The organism is Streptomyces sp. NBC_00631 (assembly GCF_045206895.1).
Classification (GTDB): Bacteria; Actinomycetota; Actinomycetes; order Streptomycetales; family Streptomycetaceae; genus Streptomyces.
In genome coordinates, this window is sequence record NZ_CP107734.1 from 6,154,228 (window position 1) to 6,173,856 (window position 19,629).

Sequence of the window (19,629 nt, forward strand, 5' to 3'; positions counted from 1 at the left end):
CGGTGCGGCGGGGGGTGGCTGCGTCGGCGGGCGCCGTGCGGCGGGGGTGGCCGGCGGTGCGGGCGCCGTCGTGGGTCGTCACGGACCGATGATCATCAAGTCGGTCCGGCCGCGACCGGACAGCCACGCGGCACGCACCGCAGAGCCACCCGAGCGGGCGCAGCCGGTGCGAGGGGCCCGCCCGAGGGCCGCGGGTCAGGCGTCGGACAGCGGGCGGTCCGCCGTGACGACGTAGTAGTCCAGCAGGCCGTCGCGATACGCCGGCAGGAAGTTGCGCGGCCACCGCACGGGCATCTCGACACCGGCGAGGAAATGGTCCAGGCCCGGCCAGACATGGTCGCCGATCGACTCGGCCCGTACACCGGTCAGACCGGCGGAGCCGAGGGCGTCGAGCAGGGACACCAGCGGGTGGGCCAGGTCCAGGCCGGACGCGAAGCTCTCCAGCCGCGCGGCCAGTTCGGCGCCCGCGTCCTCGGCGCCGGCCGGCAGGAAGAAGCTGGTGACGGCCAGCCGGCCGCCGGGCCGCAGCACCCGCGCGGCCTCCCGGGCGAACGCGGCCAGGTCACGGAAGTGCTGGGCGGCCTCCACCGAGTACAGCCGGTCGAAACCGCTGTCCTCGAACGGCATCCCCTCCGCCGCCCCGTGTGCGAAACCGAGCCGCTCCGGCGCGCGGGCGAGCAGCGTGGCGTTGGCCCGGCGGGCCCGCTCCAGTTGCTCGGGGTGGATGTCCAGACCGGTCACGGCGGCGAAACCGAACTCCTCCAGCGCGAGCGCGGCGCCGATCCCCAGCCCGCAGCCGACCTCGACCGCGTGGGCGTCCGCCCCGTCGAGGGTGCCCAGCACGTGCCGGTAGAGGTCGCGCTGGCTGCGGACCCGGTCCTCGACGGTCAGCGGACGGTCGAGCGGGATCCCGGCCCAGTGGCCGAAGTTGATGAACCCGCCCGCGAACGCCGGTGCGGAGCTCAGGTCCTGGGGCCCGTAGACGGCACGCACGGCGGGCGCCACGGCGAGGTCGCGGCTGCGGTCCACGTGAGCTCCTTCTCGACGGCGGGTGTGCCCGACCCGGACGTTCTCCCCCGGTTCACGCCCGCTCAGTCCGCGCGGGCTCAGGGACTGTGCTCGCCGTGCATGTGACCGTGGCCGTGTTCGTGCCCCTCCTGCTGCTCGTCCCCGTCCGGCGAACCGCTCATCATCCGCAGCATCGCCGGGCCGCCGGTACGCAGGAACCGTACGATCAGCGCGGCGGCCAGCAGCAGGAAGGCGATGTTGAGCCAGGTGGTGTAGTTCCAGCTGATCCCCTCGTCGGGGATCTTCGCGTCGGCCTGGTCGGGGATCAGCCCCAGGCCCCCGAAGACGAGCTCCACGGCATAGCCGGCCACCACCATCGAGGCGTAGAAGGTGCCCAGCAGGAACAGGGTCATCCGGGTGCCGTAGTACTTCCGGTAGATGTTCAGGATCGGCAGGATCAGCAGGTCGGCGTAGATGAACGCGATGACGCCGCCGAAGCTGATGCCGCCCTTCCAGAGCACCACCGCCAGCGGCACGTTGCCGATGGAGCAGACGAACGAGGCGATGGCCACCAGCGGCCCGATCAGCGGCCCGGTCAGCTTGGCCGCGAGCGGGTGGCCGGCCAGGAAGAGGCTCTGCCAGAAGTCGTCCGGCACCCAGGCGGCGATCGCCCCGGCGATCAGCAGCCCCGCCACCAGGTCGCGCAGGATCGCCGCCCACTCCATGACGAAGATGTGGGAGACGGACGTGAACCCGTTCCGGGAGAGCAGCCGGCGTACGAAACCGCCCTCGCCGCCGACGGACATGTCCATCGCCGCGTGCCCCTCCATGGAGCCCGCCACTCCGCGCTCGGCCTGCTCCCGCGCCCGGCGCAGCAGCCGCTCCCGCAGCAGGACGCGGAACAGCACGGCGAGGACGACGATCATGATCGGGCCGCCGACGAACTCCGCGGCGGTGAACTGCCAGCCCATCAGCAGGGCGAGGATGACGCCCAGTTCGATCACGAGGTTGGTGGAGGCGATCTCGAAGGCCATGGCCGCGGTGAAGTCCGCGCCCTTGCGGAACAGGGAGCGGGCGAGGGCGACGGCGGCGTAGGAGCAGGACGAGGAGGCGGCGCCGAGCCCCGCGGACAGCGTGAGCGTACGGGGCCGGTCGTCCCCGAGCAGCCGTACGACCGTCTCCCGGCGCACCACGGCCTGCACGACCGCGGAGAGCGCGAAGCCGAGGATCAGCGCCCAGGTGATCTCCCAGGTCATCGACCCGGCGATGGAGAGCGCGTGCCCGACCGCATGCATGGTGTCCACCTTTCGCAGCCGACCGCGACGATCAGTTTATATACCCCCGTAGGGTATGAGGTCCAGGGATTCAGGGGCGCCACGGGGTCCGGGTGGTAGCTGGTACCCCCCTCCGGCCCGCCGTACCCGGCCGTCCGTACGCGGCTTCTGCACTCGGTCGAGGCCGGTGTTCGTGGCCGTGGACTCCCGCTGCCTTCCGGGTACGGCGGGCCGTCCACCGCCGCGGGCGGATCAGCCGTGTCGACCGCATCACCGGCATCAGCTGCCTCGGCTGCCTCGGTTGCCTCGGTTGCCTCGGCTGTGAGGGGTCTCGGGGGGAGTCGCATGGTCTGGCCACGGTCGCGCCGCGGGCGGGCCGCGCCGCCGCTCCCGCTGCCCGGCCCGTGCCGGCACCGGGCTGACGTGGGCGGCCGATGGACCGGGCCGCTACCTGCGTGAGCCGCATCCCGGACAGAAGGCCGCCCCGTCCGGCACCACCGCGGAGCACGAGGAACACCGTGCGGACTGGGCCAGTTGATGCCCGCAGCCCGGGCAGAAGGCGGCGCCGTGCGTCTCGGTCCGGCAGTGCGGGCAGACCAACTGGCGGGGTGTGTGGGGGTCGTAGCCCTGCCCGGCCTGCTGCCCCGCCGCGTACGCCCGCTGCGAGGCCATGTCGTTGAGGCCGCGCTGCTGGGCCGCCATCGCCTCGGCCGCCGTGTCCGGAGCGCAGCGCAGACACAGCCCCTGCGCCGCGTTCCAGCAGCGGCCGCACACGTAGTCGGTGCAGCGCGCGCAGCGGTTGAAGTGCCCCTGCGCGTTGCTGATCGCCCGCTGGAACGCCTCGTCGCGGGCGCGCCCGTAGCCGGCCCCCGCCAGGCCGTCGGCCGCCGACGTCAGCCCGGTACCGGTACGGCCGAGCAGCCCCCAGGCCACGTCGACGCCCTTGCGGAGCCAGGTGGCGGCCCGCTCTCCGGCGTACGGTTCGAACGGCGAGCGCCAGGTGTCGTAACAGCGCGAGCAGGAGAACTCGAACTGGAACCCGGCACCGGTCCCGTTGCGCTCGCACAGGTCCCGGTAGTTGTTGCTGAAGTAGATCTCGGCGCTCATGTGGTCCCCCCACAGTTCGGGCCATCGGCACACATGCCGTACGACGCTGGGGAAACGGTACTGGTTCTGGCCAAAGGCGCGGAGTTCAGGCCATGTGGTCGGAACCGCCCGAAAGCCGGATCCCGAAGCCGGTCAGTGGTGGAGTCCGTGTGATTCGGCCGCGTCTGGGCAGGCGCCGATTTCATGAGCACCCTCTATCGGAGCACGGCGGCCGAGACCGCGGAGCAGCGCCCGGACGCGCGAGCGGCCCCTGAGGCCGTCCCCTCGTCGGCGGACGGGCCCAGAGGCGGCGGGCGGGCCTTCGCCTCGGCGCTGCGCGGTGGGGGGCGGGTGGCGGGGCTGGACGGGCTGCGCACGGTCGCGGTGGTGCTGGTGATCGTGTACCACGTGGAGCCGCACCTGGTACCCGGCGGCTCGGTGGGCGTGGACGTGTTCTTCACCATCAGCGGTTTCGTCATCACCCGGCTGCTGGTCGCCGAGTACGCCCGTACCGGCCGGATCGGGCTCTGGTCGTTCTACCGGCGGCGGTGGCGGCGGCTGATGCCGGCCCTGCTGGTGATGTGCGTGGTTGCCGCCCTGCTGGCCGTCGCGTTCCCGTTGCCGCTGTTCGACGGGGCGTGGGTGACGGCGGCGCTGGCCGCGGGTTCGGTGGTCAATCTCGTACGGGCCGCGGACCCCGGGACGTACTCGGATCTCACCGCGCCCCTCGGCCACACCTGGTCCCTGGGGGTGGAGGAGCAGTTCTACCTGGTCTGGCCGATCCTGCTGCTGGCGCTGCTGAGGCACGCGACGGCGCGGGCGGTGCTGGGCTGGGTCGCGGCGCTGTGCGTCCTGCCGGTGCTCTGGCGGACGGTGCTCTGGGATCCCACGGCGGCGCACCGCATCTACAACGGCCCCGACACCCGCGCCGACCAGCTCCTCGTCGGCGCTCTGCTGGCCCTCGTCCTGGCCCGGCTCCGCGCCGACGACCCCCGCCTGGCACTGCTGCGCCGCTGGGCGGGACGGCTCTGCGGGCCCGCCCTCGCGCTGCTGGCACTGATCGCCTGGCGGATCCCGATCACCGAGGCGAGCGGGTGGCGTCCCCTCTGGTACACGGCCGGGTTCCTGGCCGCCGCCGTGCTGTCGGCCTGTGTGGTGGCCGCTCTTGAGCTGTGCCCCCAGGCGTGGCCCTCACGTCTGCTGTCACCGGCGGTGCCGGTCTGGATCGGGCGCAACCTCAGCTACGGGATGTACCTGTGGCACTACCCCGTCATCCGGCTGCTCTCCGACCTCGGTGTGCGCGGTGACCGGCTCCTCCCCGCCGGCCTCGCTGCGACACTCGTCGCGGCCCTCGCCTCGTACGCCCTCGTCGAACGGCCCCTGCTGCGACGCAGCCGGATCCTTGTGCGCCGCCCGGAACCGGCGGTCGCCGCCGCGGCAACACCGGCCCTGTGACCAGCGTCCCGGCGTCGAGCGGTGTGAGCTGATCCGGGACGTGAAAAGGCCGCCGAGACTTCCGGGATCATGCACTGCGCGGCCGTCACCACGGTGTCACCCTTGCGCGTGCGGCACACGAAGCGTGGCCGCCGGGGGATCTGCAGAGGCGGGCGAGCGCAGTGGGTGACTTTCTGGGGGCGGTCACGGCGTTTCCGACCGTGGTCTTCACCTTCGCGCTCGTCGTGGTGGCGGTCTACTGGCTGCTGGTGCTCCTGGGGGGCGCCCACTTCCATGGCGCGCGCGGTGGGCATCACGGGCACGGGCACGGGCCCGCGAACACGCCTGGGCACGGCCACGCGCACGGACGTGGCGGGGGGCACGGGCACGGCGGGGGGCACCTTGGCCACGGGGGGCTGCGGAAGGTGCTGGGCCTCGGCGGAGTGCCGATCACCGTGGCGGTGTCGCTGGTGGTCGCCTTCGCCTGGTTCGGCGCGCTCAGCGGCCGGGTCGTGCTCGGCAGCGGACACGGGGGAGTCCTGCTGCCGGTCGCCCTGGCCGGCGGGTGGGCGGGAGCGCGGGTGCTGGCGTGGCCCCTGCGGCGGCTGATGCCGGCCCCCGCCCCGCCGCCGTCGCGCCGGGACTTCGTCGGTCTCGGCTGCGTGATCCGCACCGGACGGGTCGGCCCCGACTTCGGGCAGGCCGAGGTCCGTGCGGCCGACGGTTCCTCCGCCGTCGTACAGGTCCGGCAGAGCCTCGATGACGCGGCAGGGCCGGGGGGCGTGCTCCGCGCCGGAGCGTCGGCGCTCATCTACGACTACGACGACACCGGCGAGTACTTCTGGGTCATGCCCGCCCTGCCGGCCACCGGCTGACGCCACCTCACGTCGCCCGTTCGTCAGGGCGTTCGGCGCGCCCGTCGTTCACTCATCCATCCACGGCAAGGTCGTCCAAGGGAACCGCCATGTCTGTCGTCACTATCGGAATCGGCGTACTCGTCGCCGTCCTGCTGCTCATCGGCCTGGGCACGCTGCTGCTCTTCGGCCGGCTGTTCCGCAAGGTGGTCCAGGGCGAGGCGCTGATCGTCTCCCGGCCCAAGAGCGTCGATGTCACCTTCACCGGCGCCCTGGTGCTGCCGATGCTGCACCGGGCGGAGGTCATGGACATCTCGGTGAAGACCATCGAGATCTCCCGCACCGGGCGGGAGGGCATGATCTGCAAGGACAACATCCGCGCCGACATCCAGATCACGTTCTTCGTCCGGGTCAACAAGACGGTGGAGGACGTCGTCAAGGTGGCCCAGGCGATCGGCACGGAGCGGGCCAGCCATCAGGAGACCCTCCAGAACCTGTTCAGCGCGAAGTTCGCCGAGGCGCTGCGGACGGTGGGCAAGCAGCTCGACTTCGCCGACCTCTACACCAAGCGCGAGGAGTTCAGGGACCGCATCGTCGCGGCCATAGGCACCGATCTGAACGGCTACCACCTGGAAGACGCCGCGATCGACCACCTGGAGCAGACCCCGCTGGAGCAGCTCGACGCGTCCAACATCCTGGACGCCCAGGGCATCCGGAAGATCACCGAACTGACGGCGCTGGAGCACATCCGCACCAACGACTTCCAGCGCAACGAGGAGATGGAGATCACCCGCCAGAACGTGGACGCGCGCGAGGCCGTGCTGGAGCTGGAACGGCGGCGCGCGGAAGCGGAGATCCGGCAGCGCAAGGGGATCGAGACCCTGCGCGCGCAGGAGGAGGCGGCCACCGCGCAGGTCCAGGAGGAGGAGCGGCTCAAGGCGCACGGCGCGCTGCTGCGGACCGAGGAACTGCTCGGCGTCCAGCGGGAGAACCAGGTGCGGGAGATCGCGGTCGCCGAGAAGAACCGGGAACGGGTCCTCGCGGTGGAGAGCGAGCGCATCGAGAAGGACCGGCTGCTGGAGGTCGTCAACCGGGAGCGGGAGGTGGAACTCGCCAGGGCCGAGAAGGACAAGCAGGTCGAGGTGGAGCGCCGGAGCGTGGCCGACGTGGTGCGTGAGCGCATCGCGGTGGACCGCACGGTCGCGGAGCAGGAAGAGGAGATCAAGCGGGTCCGGGTGGTGCAGGAGGCCGAGCGCACCCGGCAGACCGTGATCATCGCCGCCGAGGCGGAGGCGCAGGAGCAGCTGGTCAAGGACATCAAGGCGGCCGAGGCCGCCGAGCAGGCCGCACACCTGCGGGCGAAGGAGCAGCTGGTGCTGGCCGAGGCCGGGCAGAAGCGCGCGGAGCTGGAGGCCGCCGCCAACGTGCGCCGGGCGGAGGGCGAACGCGCCCTCGCCGGGGCGGCCGGACTGGCCCAGGCCGAGGTGGCCGAGCGGCAGGCCATGGCGGAGGCGGCCGGCGTGCGGGCCCGGCTGGAGGGCGAGGCCGCCGGCCTGAAGGAGAAGGCGGCGGCCGTCGAGAAGGTCGGGCTCGCCGAGGCCGCGGTCGCCAAGAGCAAGGCGAACGCGGAGGCAGTGGGCATCCGGGAGCGGCTGCTCGGCGAGGCCGCCGGTCTCAAGGAGAAGGCGGCGGCGATGGCCGCGCTGGACGAGGTGTCCCGGGGCCACGAGGAGTTCCGGCTGCGCCTGGCCGCGGACAAGGAGGTCCGGATGGCCGCGCTGGAGGTCCAGAGCAAGGTGGCGGAGGCCCAGGCGGCGGTGCTGGCCGCCGGCCTGGAGAGCGCTGACATCGACATCGTCGGCGGCGACAGCGTGTTCCTGGAGCGGCTGGTCGGCGCGGTGTCCTTCGGCAAGGCCGTCGACGGCGCGGTGCAGGGCTCCCAGACGATGCAGGCCCTCGGGGCGGACTGGCTGAACGGCGAGAAGAGCTTCAGCGACGACGCGACGGAGGTGCTGCGCGGCCTGGCAGCGGGCGGCCCGTGGAACCTGGCCCTGCTGATGAAGCTGCTCGGCGGCCAGACGGACGGCAACACCGTCCCGGCCGACCCGGTGCAGCTCGCCAACGGCACTGCCAAGTAGCGACGACGAAAGCGCCCCCGAAGGGGCGCGGGGAACTGCGCGACCAGCCACGACGGCGCGGCAGACGAACGACGACGACGAGGAGGAACGGGGACAGCCATGGGCGTCGAGGACGGCACCTACCAGATCCTGCGGGCACGCCTGTCCGACCGCGCGGCAGAACTGGGGCGACGTGCAGCCGAGTTGAACTCCCGTCGACAGGAGGCATTCGGCTCACGCCCCCTGGAGCTGGTCGGCTCGGCCCGCCCCCGCACCGCCGGGGAAGGCACCGCCCGCGGCATCGTCGCGATACGGCCCGACGTCCTCCTGCTCGGGACCTCGGCGCCCGGCCTCGACGCGGGCCTGCTGTCGCTGCACGCCCTGGACGGCTCGCGGCTGGGGCCCGAGGAGGTCCCCGGGCTGCTCGACGACGAGCGGTTCCACCGCGACCTGGCCGAGCTGCTGCGCTACTACCGGGGCGCACGCCTCACCGACCTGAGGCGTACGGCGTCGGGGCGGCTGCTCGCCGTGTTCCGCACCGGCGAGAACGAGGGCGATCTGCGCGTCCTGAGCTGGCAGTCGGCGGCGGACGGGGCCGACCGGGTCGAGTACCTGGGCAACCACGGTGAACGCGACCTGCCGCAGCCGCCCGGCTCCGAGCTGCCGTGGACGACGACCGGACGCGAGTACCACGCAGACGGCAGGATCCTGATCGAAGGCGGCGAGGGGGCGGTCTCGGTCGCCACCACCGGCGGCAGCCTCACGGTCCGGGCCCACCCCGGCGACCGCCCGCTGTTCGAGGAGGCGGTCGACGAGCCGCTGCAGAGTCTGGCCGACGCCACGGTCGCCTACGCGGCGACCGGTCCCCTGCTGCTCCTGCGGGTCCGCCCCTACAACGAGGCGGCGGACCGCTACCTGGTCGTCAACACCCGTACCGGTTCGGTGCGTCGACAGGACTCCCTCGGCCGCGGTGCCAGGCTGCTGCCCGCCGAACAGGGCCTGATCTTCCCCGGCGGCTACGAGCTGGCGGACGGGAGCCATCGGGCGTTCCGTATCGGCGGCGGTGCGTCCGCCGCGGACGAGCTGCGCTTCGACGCGGTGCTCCCCTCACCCAACGGCGAGGACCTGCTGTACGTCCTGTGCCGGCCGGGCCGGGCCCAGGTCCTGCTGCTGCCGTGGAACACCGTCCGCCGCGAGGCCGCGAGCGCCCTGCACGGCGCGGCGTACGCCCTGCTGCCGGACGGCACCCTCATCCTGCTCAGACCGGACCACGAGCCCGTGCGCACGCACGAACTCCAGCTGTGGCAGACCCCTTTCCAGTCCGCCGAGCACGCCGCCGCCCAGCCGGTCGGGGACGGCCCGCTGGCGCGGATCGGCAACGCCGACCTGGTCGCGGGGATCGCCGACTGCCTCGACGTGGTCCGCGGCGCGACCGCCGTCGCACAGGAGAACCAACGGGAGAACCACCAGGGGAGCCAAGAGGAGAAGCAAGGGGAGAACCACCAGGAGAGCCAACCGGAGAACCAGCAGGGGAACCCGGCGACGGCCTCCCCCGAGCTGATCCTCGACGCCTGCGCCAAGGCAGCGGACCGCCACTACTGGCTGGCCGACACCGGCCTGCTCGAACCGCTCACCGAACTGCGGGGCGCTGCCGAGCAGTTGGTCGCCGAGCAGGCCAGGGTCCGGAAGCTCGCCGCGCGCGCCGCGCAGGCGCTGGACCGGGCGCGTGCGGAGGCCGCCGCGCTGGTCCGCCGTTCCCACGGCGAACCGCCCGCCGACGCGGACGCCTGGACCGTCCTCCTCACCGAACTGCGCCGGGCCCAGGGCCGCACCCGCACACTGCGCGAACTGCCCCAGCTCGACCTGGCCGCACTCGACCGGGTCGAGGCGGACCTGGCCGCCGAGCTCGCGGCGGCGACCGAGCGCGCCTTCGCCTTCTTCGCCGGTCCCGACGCCTTCGGCGCCCCCCTCGCGGCCGCGCGGCTCGCCGCCGAGGAAGCAGCCTCGATCGCCACCGCCGCCGAGGCCGCCAGGCTCGCCGACCGCCTCACCGAGCAGGCGGACGCCCTGGCCACCGTCACCGACCTGGTCACCGGCGCGGCCGATGCCGACCCGAGCGCGGGCACGGCCGTGCTGCTGGCCATCGGCGAGGTCCTCGCGGCGGTCAACCGGGCCCGGGCGGTGCTGACCACCCGCCGCCGTGCCCTGCTCGACGCCGAGCACCGCGCCGCGCACGCCGCCGAGTCGGCGCTGCTCGCCCAGGCGACGACCGCCGCCCTGTCCGCCGCCGACACCCCGGCCGCCTGCGACGACCAGCTCGCCCGCCTGCTGCTGCGGGTGGACGCGCTGGAGGCCCGCTTCGCCGAGGCCGAGGACCTCGCCGCCGACCTGGCGCTGCGCCGGGAGGAGATCCGGCAGGCGTTCGCGGCCCGGCGGCAGACCCTGCTGGACGAGGCCGCCGCCCGCGCCGACCGGGCCGTCGCCTCCGCCCGGCGGGCCCTGGAGGCACTGCGCCGCAGGCTCGCCGGGCTCGGCTCGGCAGCCGACATCCACGCCGCGCAGGCCGCCGACCCGATGGCGCTGCGCGTCCGCGCCGCCGCCGGGGAACTGCGTGCCCTCGACGACCAGGTGCGCGCCCAGGAGCTGGAGGACGGCCTGCTCGGTGCCGTCCGCACCGCCCTGCGCGAGCTGCGCGACCGCGCCGACCTGTCCGAGGACGGCGGCGCCACCGTCCGCCTTGGCCGCCACCGCTTCGCCGTCCGCCGCGAACCGGTGGAACTCACCCTCCAGCCGGACGGTGACGACGGTCTGGCCTTTGTCGTCACCGGAACCGGCTACCGCCGGTCCGCCGACCTCCCCGAGCTGCTGACCGGCCGCGAGTTCTGGACGCAGCCCCTGGTCAGCGAGTCGCCGACGCTGTACCGCGCCGAGTACCTGGCCGCCTCGCTGCTGTCCACGGCCGCCGGTGCACCGGGAGAACCGCTGCTCGACCAGGTCCGCCGCGCCGCCGAGCGGGGCTACGACGAGGGGTACGAGCGCGGCGTCCACGACCACGACGCCGCGGCCATCCTCGGTGCGCTGCTCCGACTGCGGGCGGACGCAGGGCTGTTGCGGCACCCCGCCGAGGTGCGCGCGATCGCCCAGCTGTTCTGGGCGCACGGCGCGACCGACGCCCAGCGGGCCGCCTGGCAGCGCCGCGCCCGCTCGCTGGCGCTGGCCCGCGTCCACTTCGGCCCCGACGGCGCGGCGCCGACGACCGCCGCGTCCGATCTGGCGGCCGAACTCTCGGACGCGGTCACCGCGTTCACCGCCGCCGCCGGACTGCCGCCGGTGCCACGGGTGGGCGACTACCTCCAGGAGGAACTCGCCGACGCGCACGAGGGATTCGCCACCGGCGTCGCCGCACGCACCCTCCTGGACGGTTTCCGCCACACCGACGCCGCCCCCGTCCTCACCGCGGACCTGGGCGTGCTCGGCCCCGACCTGCCCGCCCGGCACCAACTCGCCGCCGCGTGGCTGGGCTCGTACGCGGCCATGCATGTGGACGGCGCCGACGGCGAGGGCGTGCCGGAGGCCGTGGCGCACCTGTGCGCACCCGACCTGCCGCGCTACGAGATCACCGCTCCCGTCGGCGAGACCGTCGACGGTCTGCTCGGCACCCACCCGCGCGTCCGCGCGGGCAAGCTGACCGTACGCATCGACGAACTTCCGCACCACGCAAGGGTGTTCAGGGAGGAGCGCGTCCCGGCCTTCCGGGCCTTCCAGCGCCGGCGCGCGGATGTCCTGGCCGCCGAGCGGGCCCGGTTGCGCCTGGACGACCACCGCCCCCGTCCGCTCGCCGGCTTCGTCCGCAACCAGCTCATCGACCAGGTGTATCTGCCGCTCGTCGGCGACAACCTGGCCAAGCAGCTCGGCACGCTCGACACCACCGGCCCCACCGACCGCAGCGGCCTGCTGCTCCTCCTCTCCCCGCCCGGCTACGGCAAGACCAGCCTGCTGGAGTACGTCGCCGACCGCCTGGGCCTGCTCATGGTCCGCGCCGACGGCCCCGCGCTCGGCGCCGGCACCACCTCGCTCGACCCCGACCGCGCCCCCGACGCGGCCGCCCGCCGCGAGGTCGAGAAGATCGTGTTCGCCCTGGAGGCGGGCAGCAACGTCCTGCTGCACGTGGACGACATCCAGCACGTCTCCGCGGAACTGCTGCAGAAGTTCATCCCGCTGTGCGACGCGCAGCGCCGCGTCGAGGCCGTCAGCGGCGGCGTCGCCCGCAGCTTCGACCTGCGCGGGCGCCGGTTCGCCGTCTGCCTCGCGGGAAACCCCCACACCGCGAACGGGCAGCGCTTCCAGATCCCCGACATGCTCGCCAACCGTGCCGACGTCTGGAACCTCGGCGAGGTGCTCACCGGCCACCAGGAACTGTTCGCGCTCTCCTTCCTGGAGAACGCCCTCGCCGCCAACCCGGTGCTGGCCCCCCTCGCCGGAGCCGCCCCGGCCGACCTCGCCCTGCTGGCCGCTCTCGCCGACGGCGACCCGGGCGCACAGGCCGACCAGCTCACCCACCCCGTACCGGACCTGGACCGGGTGCTGGCCACGCTCACCCGTCTGCGCCGCGTCCAGCGGACCGTCCTCGCCGTCAACAGCGCCTACATCGCCTCCGCCGCCCAGGAGGACGCCGCCCGCCGCGAACCGCCTTTCCTGCTCCAGGGCTCCTACCGCACCATGGCCCAGCTCGCCGCCCGGATCGACCCCGTCCAGAGCGACGCCGAGGTCGAGGCCCTGCTCGACGACCACTACCTCGCCGAGGCCCGGACCCTGGGCAGCGCCGCGGAGGCCAACCTGCTCGGACTCGCCCGGCTCCGCGGCCGGTCCACCCCCGAACAGACGGCCCGCTGGCACGCGTTGTGCGCCGCCTATCCGGCGTCCGTCTGTCCGGCGACCGCCTATCCGTCCGCCGACTGATCCGGCCACCCCAGCAGCCGTGCGCCGAACACCGCCGTCTCCAGGGTGTACCGCTGCAGCGCGTCGTCCGGGTCCAGTCCCGTGAGCCGGACGATGTGCGCGATGCGGTACGCAAGGGCGCGCACACTCACCCCCAGCCGCCGGGCCGCCTCCGCCGCGACGTAGCGCGACTCCGCGTAGGCGATCAGGGTCTCCAGCAGCAGCTGAGCTCCGCCCCGCGCCCTCCGCAACGGGCCCAGCACCCCGCGCACCAACTCCTCCAGGGCCTCCCGGTCCCGCAGCAGCACCGGCAGGACCAGCAGGTCGGCCGCGTTCAGCAGCTGCCCCTCCAGTCCCAGCTGGGCCGCCTGCTCCAACGCGTGCCGCGCCTCCTCGTAGGAGTGCACGACACCGCCGGGCCCGCTGTGCGGACGGCCCACGACGACCCGTCGGCCCAGCGTCAGCTCCGTGAAGGCCTTGACCGCCGCGGCCTCGGCCGGGCCGGCGGGCACGATGCACACCAGCCGCCCGTGCTTCACCGCCAGCAGGACCTCCGCCTCGCCGAAGCGGCCGAGCAACTGCCGCTCCAGCGCCCGCACCTGGGGGTCCTCCAGGTCGTAGCCGTCGCCCTCGGCGACCGCGACGACATGGGCGCAGGCCAGATTGAGCCCGAACCGCTCGGCGTGTTCGGCCAGCCGTCCCAGGTCGCTGCGGCTGCTCAGCAGGTCGGCCACGAACTCCCGCCGCCCGGCCTCCTCCCGGTGCAGCCGTTCGCGGTAGGCCCGGCCGTGACCCGCGGCGAGCGCCGCCACCGCCGCCCGCAGCGCCGCCATCGACGCCGCGTCCACCGGCTGCCCCTCCCAGACCCTGCCGGTCGCCGCCAGCCGTTCGTCGACCAGCTCGGCAAGACCCCGCCCCGCCTCGGCGGCCCGATCGCCGTACTCGCGAAGCGACTCCAGCTCCGCGCGCCGCAGCCGCCGCCCGCTCCTGGCCACGTCCGCCAGCAACCGCCCCCATGAACCGTCCTCGGATGAAGCGGACACGTCCGAAGCCGCTCTGCCCGTAGCCAACTCCCGCTTCCTCCCCCGCGCACTGCGACAGCGACCTGCCAGCGTACGCCGCACCGCGGACACAGCACACCCGAGGTCGCGTTCTCGAATGCGGGCGCGGCCCCCCGCGACCGCCCGACACGGCCCACACGAGCGGCCGGAGACGGTCGTCCGGACACGGCAGTCCGCACACGTCCCTGGGGACACGCTGACCGTCGGCCCCCGCCCGGTGAGACCGCAGTCGCAGCGGCGCGTAGTACCGCGGTACGACCCGGGGGGCGTGGATCAGTCCCCGGTACCACCGAGTCGGGGCGTTTCGCCTCCTAGCGTGGACGGTGAGGCGTCGAGGGCGACAGACGGGCGCCGGTTCCGACAGGAAGAGACGCGCATGATCGACGCACAGCAGCTGACCAAGAGGTACGGCGAGAAGACGGCCGTCGACGGGCTGGACTTCGCCGTGCAGCCGGGTACGGTGACCGGGTTCCTGGGGCCCAACGGCGCCGGCAAGTCCACGACCATGCGCATGATCGTCGGGCTCGACGCCCCGACCAGCGGGTCGGTGACCGTCAACGGGCAGCACTACGCCCGTCACCAGGCGCCGTTGCAGGAGGTGGGGGCGCTTCTGGAGGCGAAGTCGATCCACCCGGGCCGCTCGGCCTACAACCACCTGCTGGCGCTCGCGCTGACCCACGGCATTCCGCGCCGCCGGGTCGACGAAGTGATCGAACTGGCCGGGCTGGGCAGCGTGGCGAAGAAGCGGGCCGGCGCGTTCTCCCTCGGCATGGGGCAGCGGCTCGGTATCGCGGCGGCGCTGCTGGGCGATCCGCAGACGGTGATGCTGGACGAGCCCGTCAACGGCCTCGACCCGGAGGGCGTGCTCTGGATCCGCAACCTGCTCAAGGCCCTCGCCGCCGAGGGCCGGACGGTGTTCGTGTCGTCGCACCTGATGAGCGAGATGGCCCTGGTCGCGGACCATCTGATCATCGTGGGGCGCGGGCGGCTGCTGGCCGACACCACCGTGGCGGACCTCGTCCGGGAGGCGGGCGGCGACACGGTGCAGGTGGCCACCCAGGAGCCGGCCCGGCTGCGGGAGGCACTGGCAGGTCCCGGCGTCGACATCACCGGACGCGCCGGCTCCGAGGAGCTTCAGGTGACCGGGCTCAGCGCCCGGGAGATCGGCCTGAAGGCGGCCGAGCACGGGATCGCGCTGTTCGAGCTGACCGCGCGCACGGTGTCGTTGGAGGAGGCGTTCATGAACCTGACCAGGGATGCCGTGGAGTACCACGGCTCGACGACCGGCATCGAGACCCGCGTGACCGAGGGGAGTGCGGCATGAGCACCCTGACCGCGCCCGTCGAGGCGCCCCCGGCCACCCCGGCCCGCCCCGCCTACCGGGTGACCGGCCGGCGCGTGCTCGCCTCGGAGTGGGCCAAGCTGTGGTCGCTGCGCTCGACCTGGATCACCCTGGGCCTCGGCCTGCTCTTCCTCGTCGCCTTCGGCCTGATCGCCGCGAACCACTACAAGTCCGGCATCGGCTCCGGCCACCAGGACCGTGACTTCGCCACCGCGACCGCCGTGAGCCTGTCCCTCTTCGGCACCAACTTCGCCCAGCTCGCCCTCGGCGTGCTCGGCGTGCTGGTCACGGCGGGGGAGTACTCCACCGGAATGATCCGCTCCACGCTCACGGCCGTACCGCGCCGGCTGCCCGTGCTGTGGTCCAAGGCGGCCGTGTTCGGGCTGGTCGCGCTGGTGGTGGCAACCCTGGGCGTGTTCGTCGCCTTCCTGTTCGGCAGCCAGCTCGTGTCGGGCACGCCCGCGGCCATGGGCCTCTCGCACGCGGGCGTCGTACGCAGCCTGCTGGGCGCCGGGCTCTACCTCGGCCTGGTCGGCGTCATCGGCACCGCCCTGGGCGCCCTGCTGCGGTCGGTGGCCGGCGGCATCTCGGTACTGGTCGCCAGCCTGATGCTGATCCCGGGCCTGATCTCCCTGCTGCCCAGCTCCTGGCAGGACAACATCAGCCCCTACCTGCCGTCCAACGCGGGCGAGTCGATGTTCGCCCTCACGCACGACGCCACGACCCTGTCGCCGGGCGCCGGACTGCTGGTGTTCCTCGGCTGGACGGTGCTCGCGCTGGCGGGGGCGGCGTACCGGCTGGTGCGCAGCGACGTCTGACGGCCCGCACCATGGGCAGGTGACCACTTTGACGACGCCCACCCCCGCCGGGGACATCGGGGCAACGGGACCGCTGGCCGCCCGGCTCGCCCGGGCCGGCCAGCGGCTGCGGCAGGCGGACCGCGCCCGTCCGTGGATGCTGGACACCGCGGTCGCGGCGCTGGTCTTCCTCATGTTCTGCCTGCCGGACCTGCTGCACCACGGTGGCTCGGGGGCCGGGGACGGCGACGGGGACGGCCGGAACAGGTTCCAGTTCGCCTTCACCCAGCTCCCCCTGGCGGCCGTGCTGGCCCTGCAGGCCGGTCTGGTGCTGCCGCTGCTGTGGCGGCGGCGCCGGCCCATGGCGGCCTTCGTCGCCATCGCCGCCGTCTTCGTCCTGCAGTGGTCGCTGGATGCCGCGCTGCGCGCGGACGTCGCCCTGTTCGTCGCCCTGTACAGCCTGGCCCTGCACGGGCGGCTGCGCAGGCTGCCATGGGCCGCCGCGGTGATGGCGGCGGGGATGGTGCTGGTCGCGGTGCGGGTCTCGCCGGCCATCTCCGTCTGGGACGCCCTGTTCTTCCTGCTGAGCACGGCGACCGCGGCCCTGGCCGTCGGCCTGATGGTGCGGACCCGGCGGGCGCAGCTCGCGGGGCTGCGGGAGCGGGCGGCGCGGCTGGAGACGGAGCGCGACCAGCGGATCAGGCTCGCGACCGCCACGGAACGCGCCCGGGTGGCCCGCGAGATGCACGACATCGTCGGCCACAACCTCTCCGTCATCATCACCCTCGCCGACGCCGGTGCGTACGCCACCGACACCGCTCCCGAGCGAGGCAAGGAGGCCCTGCAGCTCATCGGCGACACCGGCAGGACGGCCCTCGGCGAGCTGCGCCGCGTGCTCGGCGTCCTGCGCGAGGCGTCGGACGGCACCCGCCGGACGCCCGAACTCAGCCCCCAGCCCGGCCTCGCGGACATCGAGACGCTGTGCGACGGCGTACGCACCGCCGGCCTGGAGATCGTCTACCGGACCGTCGGCGAGGTGGACGCCCTGGACCGGGGAGTGCAGCTCACGGTCTACCGCATCGTCCAGGAAGCTCTGACGAACACCCTGAAGCACGCCGGCGCCGGCACCCGGGTGAACCTGTCGGTCGTCGTCGGGGACGAACGGCTGGTCCTCCGGATCCGCGACAACGGACCGGCCAAGGATCCCGGACCATGGAACGAGGAAGGACACGGACTGGTGGGCATGCGCGAACGAGCGGCGCTGTACGGAGGGACCGTGAGCGCCGGACCGGCGGCCGGCGGGGGGTGGGCCGTGGAGGCCGCCCTCGACCTGGCACCGCAGGGAGGCACCCGGTGACCACGGTGCTCGTCGTCGACGACCAGCAATTGCAGCGCTACGGCTTCCGGGTGCTGCTCGACTCCATGCCCGACACGGAGGTGGTCGGTGAGGCCGCGAACGGCGTGGAGGCCGTCCGCAGGACCGCCGAACTCCGTCCCGACGTCGTGCTGATGGACGTACGGATGCCCGGTATGGACGGCATCGAGGCGACCCGCCGGATCGCCGAGGCCGGGGGGCGCTCCCGTGTCCTCGTGCTGACCACCTTCGACGTCGACGAGTACGTGCATGCCGCCCTGCGGGCCGGAGCCAGCGGCTTCCTCCTCAAGGACGCGCGCCCGGAGGAACTCCTCGCCGGGATCCGCGCGGTCGCCGGGGGCGACGCGGTGATCGCGCCGGCCCTCACCCGCCGCATCCTGGACGAGTACGCCCGGCTCGTGCCCACCAGAAGAGGTGACCCGGGCGAGGACCCGCGACTGGCCTCCCTCACCGACCGCGAGCGCGAGATCCTCGTCGCCATCGGCAAGGGCTGGACCAACGGCGAGATCGCCGCCCGCTTCGTCGTGTCCGAGTCCACCGTGAAGACCCATGTGGGCCGCGTCCTGGCCAAGATCGGCGCCCGCGACCGCGTCCAGGCCGTGATCTTCGCCTACGACCAGGGAATCGCCCGACCCGGTACCGGCTGACCGAAAGGTGCCTTGCGTCGGCCGTCGTCCGCCATACGGACTTTACGGAGAAGCGCGCAGGCGTCTTCTCACCCGGCTCTCACCCTACAAGACGTAGGGTGGACTGTTCTCCTACGCGCTGTAGGAGGATCCGGCTCCGTGGCGGGTGACGACGAGAGGTGCCAGATGGCCGACGGCTCCAACGCCACTACGACCGGTGCGCCCCGCACCGGCCTCCCCGCGCAGGCCGTCCGGCCTCGCCGTGCGCGGGGCGAGGCCGGGCTCGGGGCGGTCGCGGCCGCCTTCACGCTCGCTCAACTCGTCCTCGTCGTACGGCCGGATCTCGGCCTCGGCTGGGACGAGACCGTCTACGTCAGCCAGGTCAGCGGCCATGTGCCCGCCGCCTACTTCAGCGCGCCCCGCTCCCGCGGCATCTCGCTCCTCGTCGCCCCGATCGCATCGTGGTCCGACTCCACCGACCTGCTCCGGAGCTACCTGGCCGTCCTCTCCGGCCTGGCCCTCTACCTCGCCCTGCGCGTGTGGCGGAGCCACCTCGGGCCCGGCGTCCTGGCCATGGCCGGCGCCCTGTTCGCCTCGCTGTGGGTCACGCTGTTCTACGGCCCCCAGGCCATGCCCAACTACTGGGTCGCCATCGGAGCCCTGGCCTGCGCCGGCTGCTTCCTGCGCGCCCGCGCGAACGCACGGGACCGGGCGGCCTGGTGGGGTGTGTTCGCGGGCGCGGCGCTGATGGCGGGGATGCGTCCGACGGACGCGGTCTACGTCGTGCTGCCCCTGCTCGCGCTCTCCCTGCTCTCCCCGCGCCGCCCGCGTCTGCTCGTCGTGCTGGTCATGGGGCTGGTGGCGGGTGCCGGCGAGTGGGTGATCGAGGCGTACACGAGCTACGGCGGCCTCGCGCAGCGCCTGTCCGACGCCTCCGCCGTCCAGGGCGGCCTCGGCTGGCACCTCGCCGTCCTCGACCAGCTGCGCAGTCTCGGCGGACGCACCCTGTGCCGGCCCTGCACCGGAGCCGCCCCCAGCCCCCTGGTGACCCTGTGGTGGTTCGCGCTGCCCGTCCTCGCGGTCCTCGGCGCGGTGGTCGCCGTCCGCGCCCGGCGCGCGCTGCCCGTCCTGCTCCCCCTGGTCTGCGCCGTCACGGCCGCGGTCCCCTACCTGTTCCTCATCGGCTACGCGGCCCCCCGCTTCCTGCTGCCCGCCTACGCCCTGCTCGCCCTCCCCGTCGCCCACGGCCTCGTCCACCTGGTCACCGCCCCGGCGCGCCGGGCCGGGCGGATCCTGGTCACCGGCCTGGTGGCGGTCGGCCTGGCAGGCCATCTGGCCGTGCAGTACGTCGTCCTGGACCACACCGTGCACAGCTCGGCCGCCTCCCGCGCCGACTGGGCCCGCACCGCCGCCGCCCTCCACGCACTCGGCGTACGGCAACCGTGCCTGCTCAGCGGCTACGAGGCGGTCCCCGTCGCCTTCTACACCGGCTGCGGCTCCGCCCAGACGAAGGGGCACGACGCCAGCACCACCGTGGCCGAGCTGACCCGCGCCGCCCGCCGCACGACCTTCGCCGTCCTCACCGCGCCGGGTGGCCGTCCGCCGGCGTACGCGCGCGCCTGGCCCGAGGAGCGGGTCGGCGTGCTCCGGGCGTACCTGGCACCCGGGGTGCGGCAGGGCGGGTGACCGTCGGGGTGGTTCCGGAGGCCGGCCGAAC

General features: G+C 73.7%; 13 protein-coding genes. 9 read left to right on the forward strand and 4 right to left on the reverse strand.

Annotated features, from left to right (window positions below; genetic code table 11):
* Nucleotides 1–195 precede the first annotated feature (195 nt).
* From OHB00_RS28295 to OHB00_RS28305, 3 genes are all read right to left on the reverse strand, one after another.
* On the reverse strand, nt 196–1,029 hold the full coding sequence (locus OHB00_RS28295; protein WP_406438751.1) for a class I SAM-dependent methyltransferase: 834 nt from the start codon (nt 1,027–1,029) through the stop codon (nt 196–198).
* Between the two features lie 77 nt (nt 1,030–1,106).
* Nucleotides 1,107–2,303: a permease gene (locus OHB00_RS28300; protein WP_406438753.1), complete on the reverse strand. Its 1,197-nt coding sequence runs from the start codon at nt 2,301–2,303 to the stop codon at nt 1,107–1,109.
* Between the two features lie 426 nt (nt 2,304–2,729).
* A complete protein-coding gene (locus OHB00_RS28305; protein WP_406438755.1) occupies nt 2,730–3,389 on the reverse strand; it encodes a zinc ribbon domain-containing protein in 660 nt (219 codons plus the stop codon).
* A gap of 183 nt (nt 3,390–3,572) precedes the next feature.
* On the opposite strand from OHB00_RS28305, the gene OHB00_RS28310 reads away from it, so the two are divergent.
* The 4 genes from OHB00_RS28310 to OHB00_RS28325 all read left to right on the forward strand — a co-directional run bounded on the left by OHB00_RS28310 (nt 3,573) and on the right by OHB00_RS28325 (nt 12,732).
* Nucleotides 3,573–4,823, forward strand: coding sequence for an acyltransferase family protein (locus OHB00_RS28310; RefSeq protein WP_406438756.1), 1,251 nt, complete (start codon nt 3,573–3,575; stop codon nt 4,821–4,823).
* 161 nt (nt 4,824–4,984) lie between these two features.
* On the forward strand, nt 4,985–5,677 hold the full coding sequence (locus OHB00_RS28315; RefSeq protein ID WP_406438758.1) for a hypothetical protein: 693 nt from the start codon (nt 4,985–4,987) through the stop codon (nt 5,675–5,677).
* Between the two features lie 89 nt (nt 5,678–5,766).
* Nucleotides 5,767–7,794, forward strand: a complete 2,028-nt coding sequence (locus OHB00_RS28320; RefSeq protein WP_406438760.1) for an SPFH domain-containing protein — start codon at nt 5,767–5,769, stop codon at nt 7,792–7,794.
* Between the two features lie 99 nt (nt 7,795–7,893).
* The gene (locus OHB00_RS28325) at nt 7,894–12,732 is read left to right on the forward strand and encodes a DNA repair ATPase (RefSeq protein WP_406438762.1); all 4,839 of its coding nucleotides are present in this window, start codon (nt 7,894–7,896) and stop codon (nt 12,730–12,732) included.
* Here the strand turns inward: OHB00_RS28325 and OHB00_RS28330 are convergent.
* Nucleotides 12,714–13,754, reverse strand: a complete 1,041-nt coding sequence (locus OHB00_RS28330) for a PucR family transcriptional regulator (RefSeq protein ID WP_406438764.1) — start codon at nt 13,752–13,754, stop codon at nt 12,714–12,716. The two genes, OHB00_RS28325 and OHB00_RS28330, sit on opposite strands and share 19 nt — an antisense overlap.
* A 394-nt stretch (nt 13,755–14,148) precedes the next feature.
* On the opposite strand from OHB00_RS28330, the gene OHB00_RS28335 reads away from it, so the two are divergent.
* From OHB00_RS28335 to OHB00_RS28355, 5 genes are all read left to right on the forward strand, one after another.
* Nucleotides 14,149–15,096, forward strand: a complete 948-nt coding sequence (locus OHB00_RS28335) for an ABC transporter ATP-binding protein (protein ID WP_406438766.1) — start codon at nt 14,149–14,151, stop codon at nt 15,094–15,096.
* The gene (locus OHB00_RS28340) at nt 15,093–15,932 is read left to right on the forward strand and encodes an ABC transporter permease (RefSeq protein WP_406438768.1); all 840 of its coding nucleotides are present in this window, start codon (nt 15,093–15,095) and stop codon (nt 15,930–15,932) included. The genes OHB00_RS28335 and OHB00_RS28340 overlap by 4 nt, the downstream gene beginning before the upstream one ends.
* A gap of 28 nt (nt 15,933–15,960) precedes the next feature.
* A complete protein-coding gene (locus OHB00_RS28345; RefSeq protein ID WP_406446013.1) occupies nt 15,961–17,268 on the forward strand; it encodes a sensor histidine kinase in 1,308 nt (435 codons plus the stop codon).
* Nucleotides 17,265–17,933 (forward strand): response regulator, encoded by a 669-nt coding sequence (locus OHB00_RS28350; protein WP_406438770.1) that lies wholly within the window; start codon nt 17,265–17,267, stop codon nt 17,931–17,933. The genes OHB00_RS28345 and OHB00_RS28350 overlap by 4 nt, the downstream gene beginning before the upstream one ends.
* A gap of 165 nt (nt 17,934–18,098) precedes the next feature.
* On the forward strand, nt 18,099–19,598 hold the full coding sequence (locus OHB00_RS28355) for a hypothetical protein (protein WP_406446015.1): 1,500 nt from the start codon (nt 18,099–18,101) through the stop codon (nt 19,596–19,598).
* The last annotated feature ends 31 nt before the right edge of the window (nt 19,599–19,629 follow it).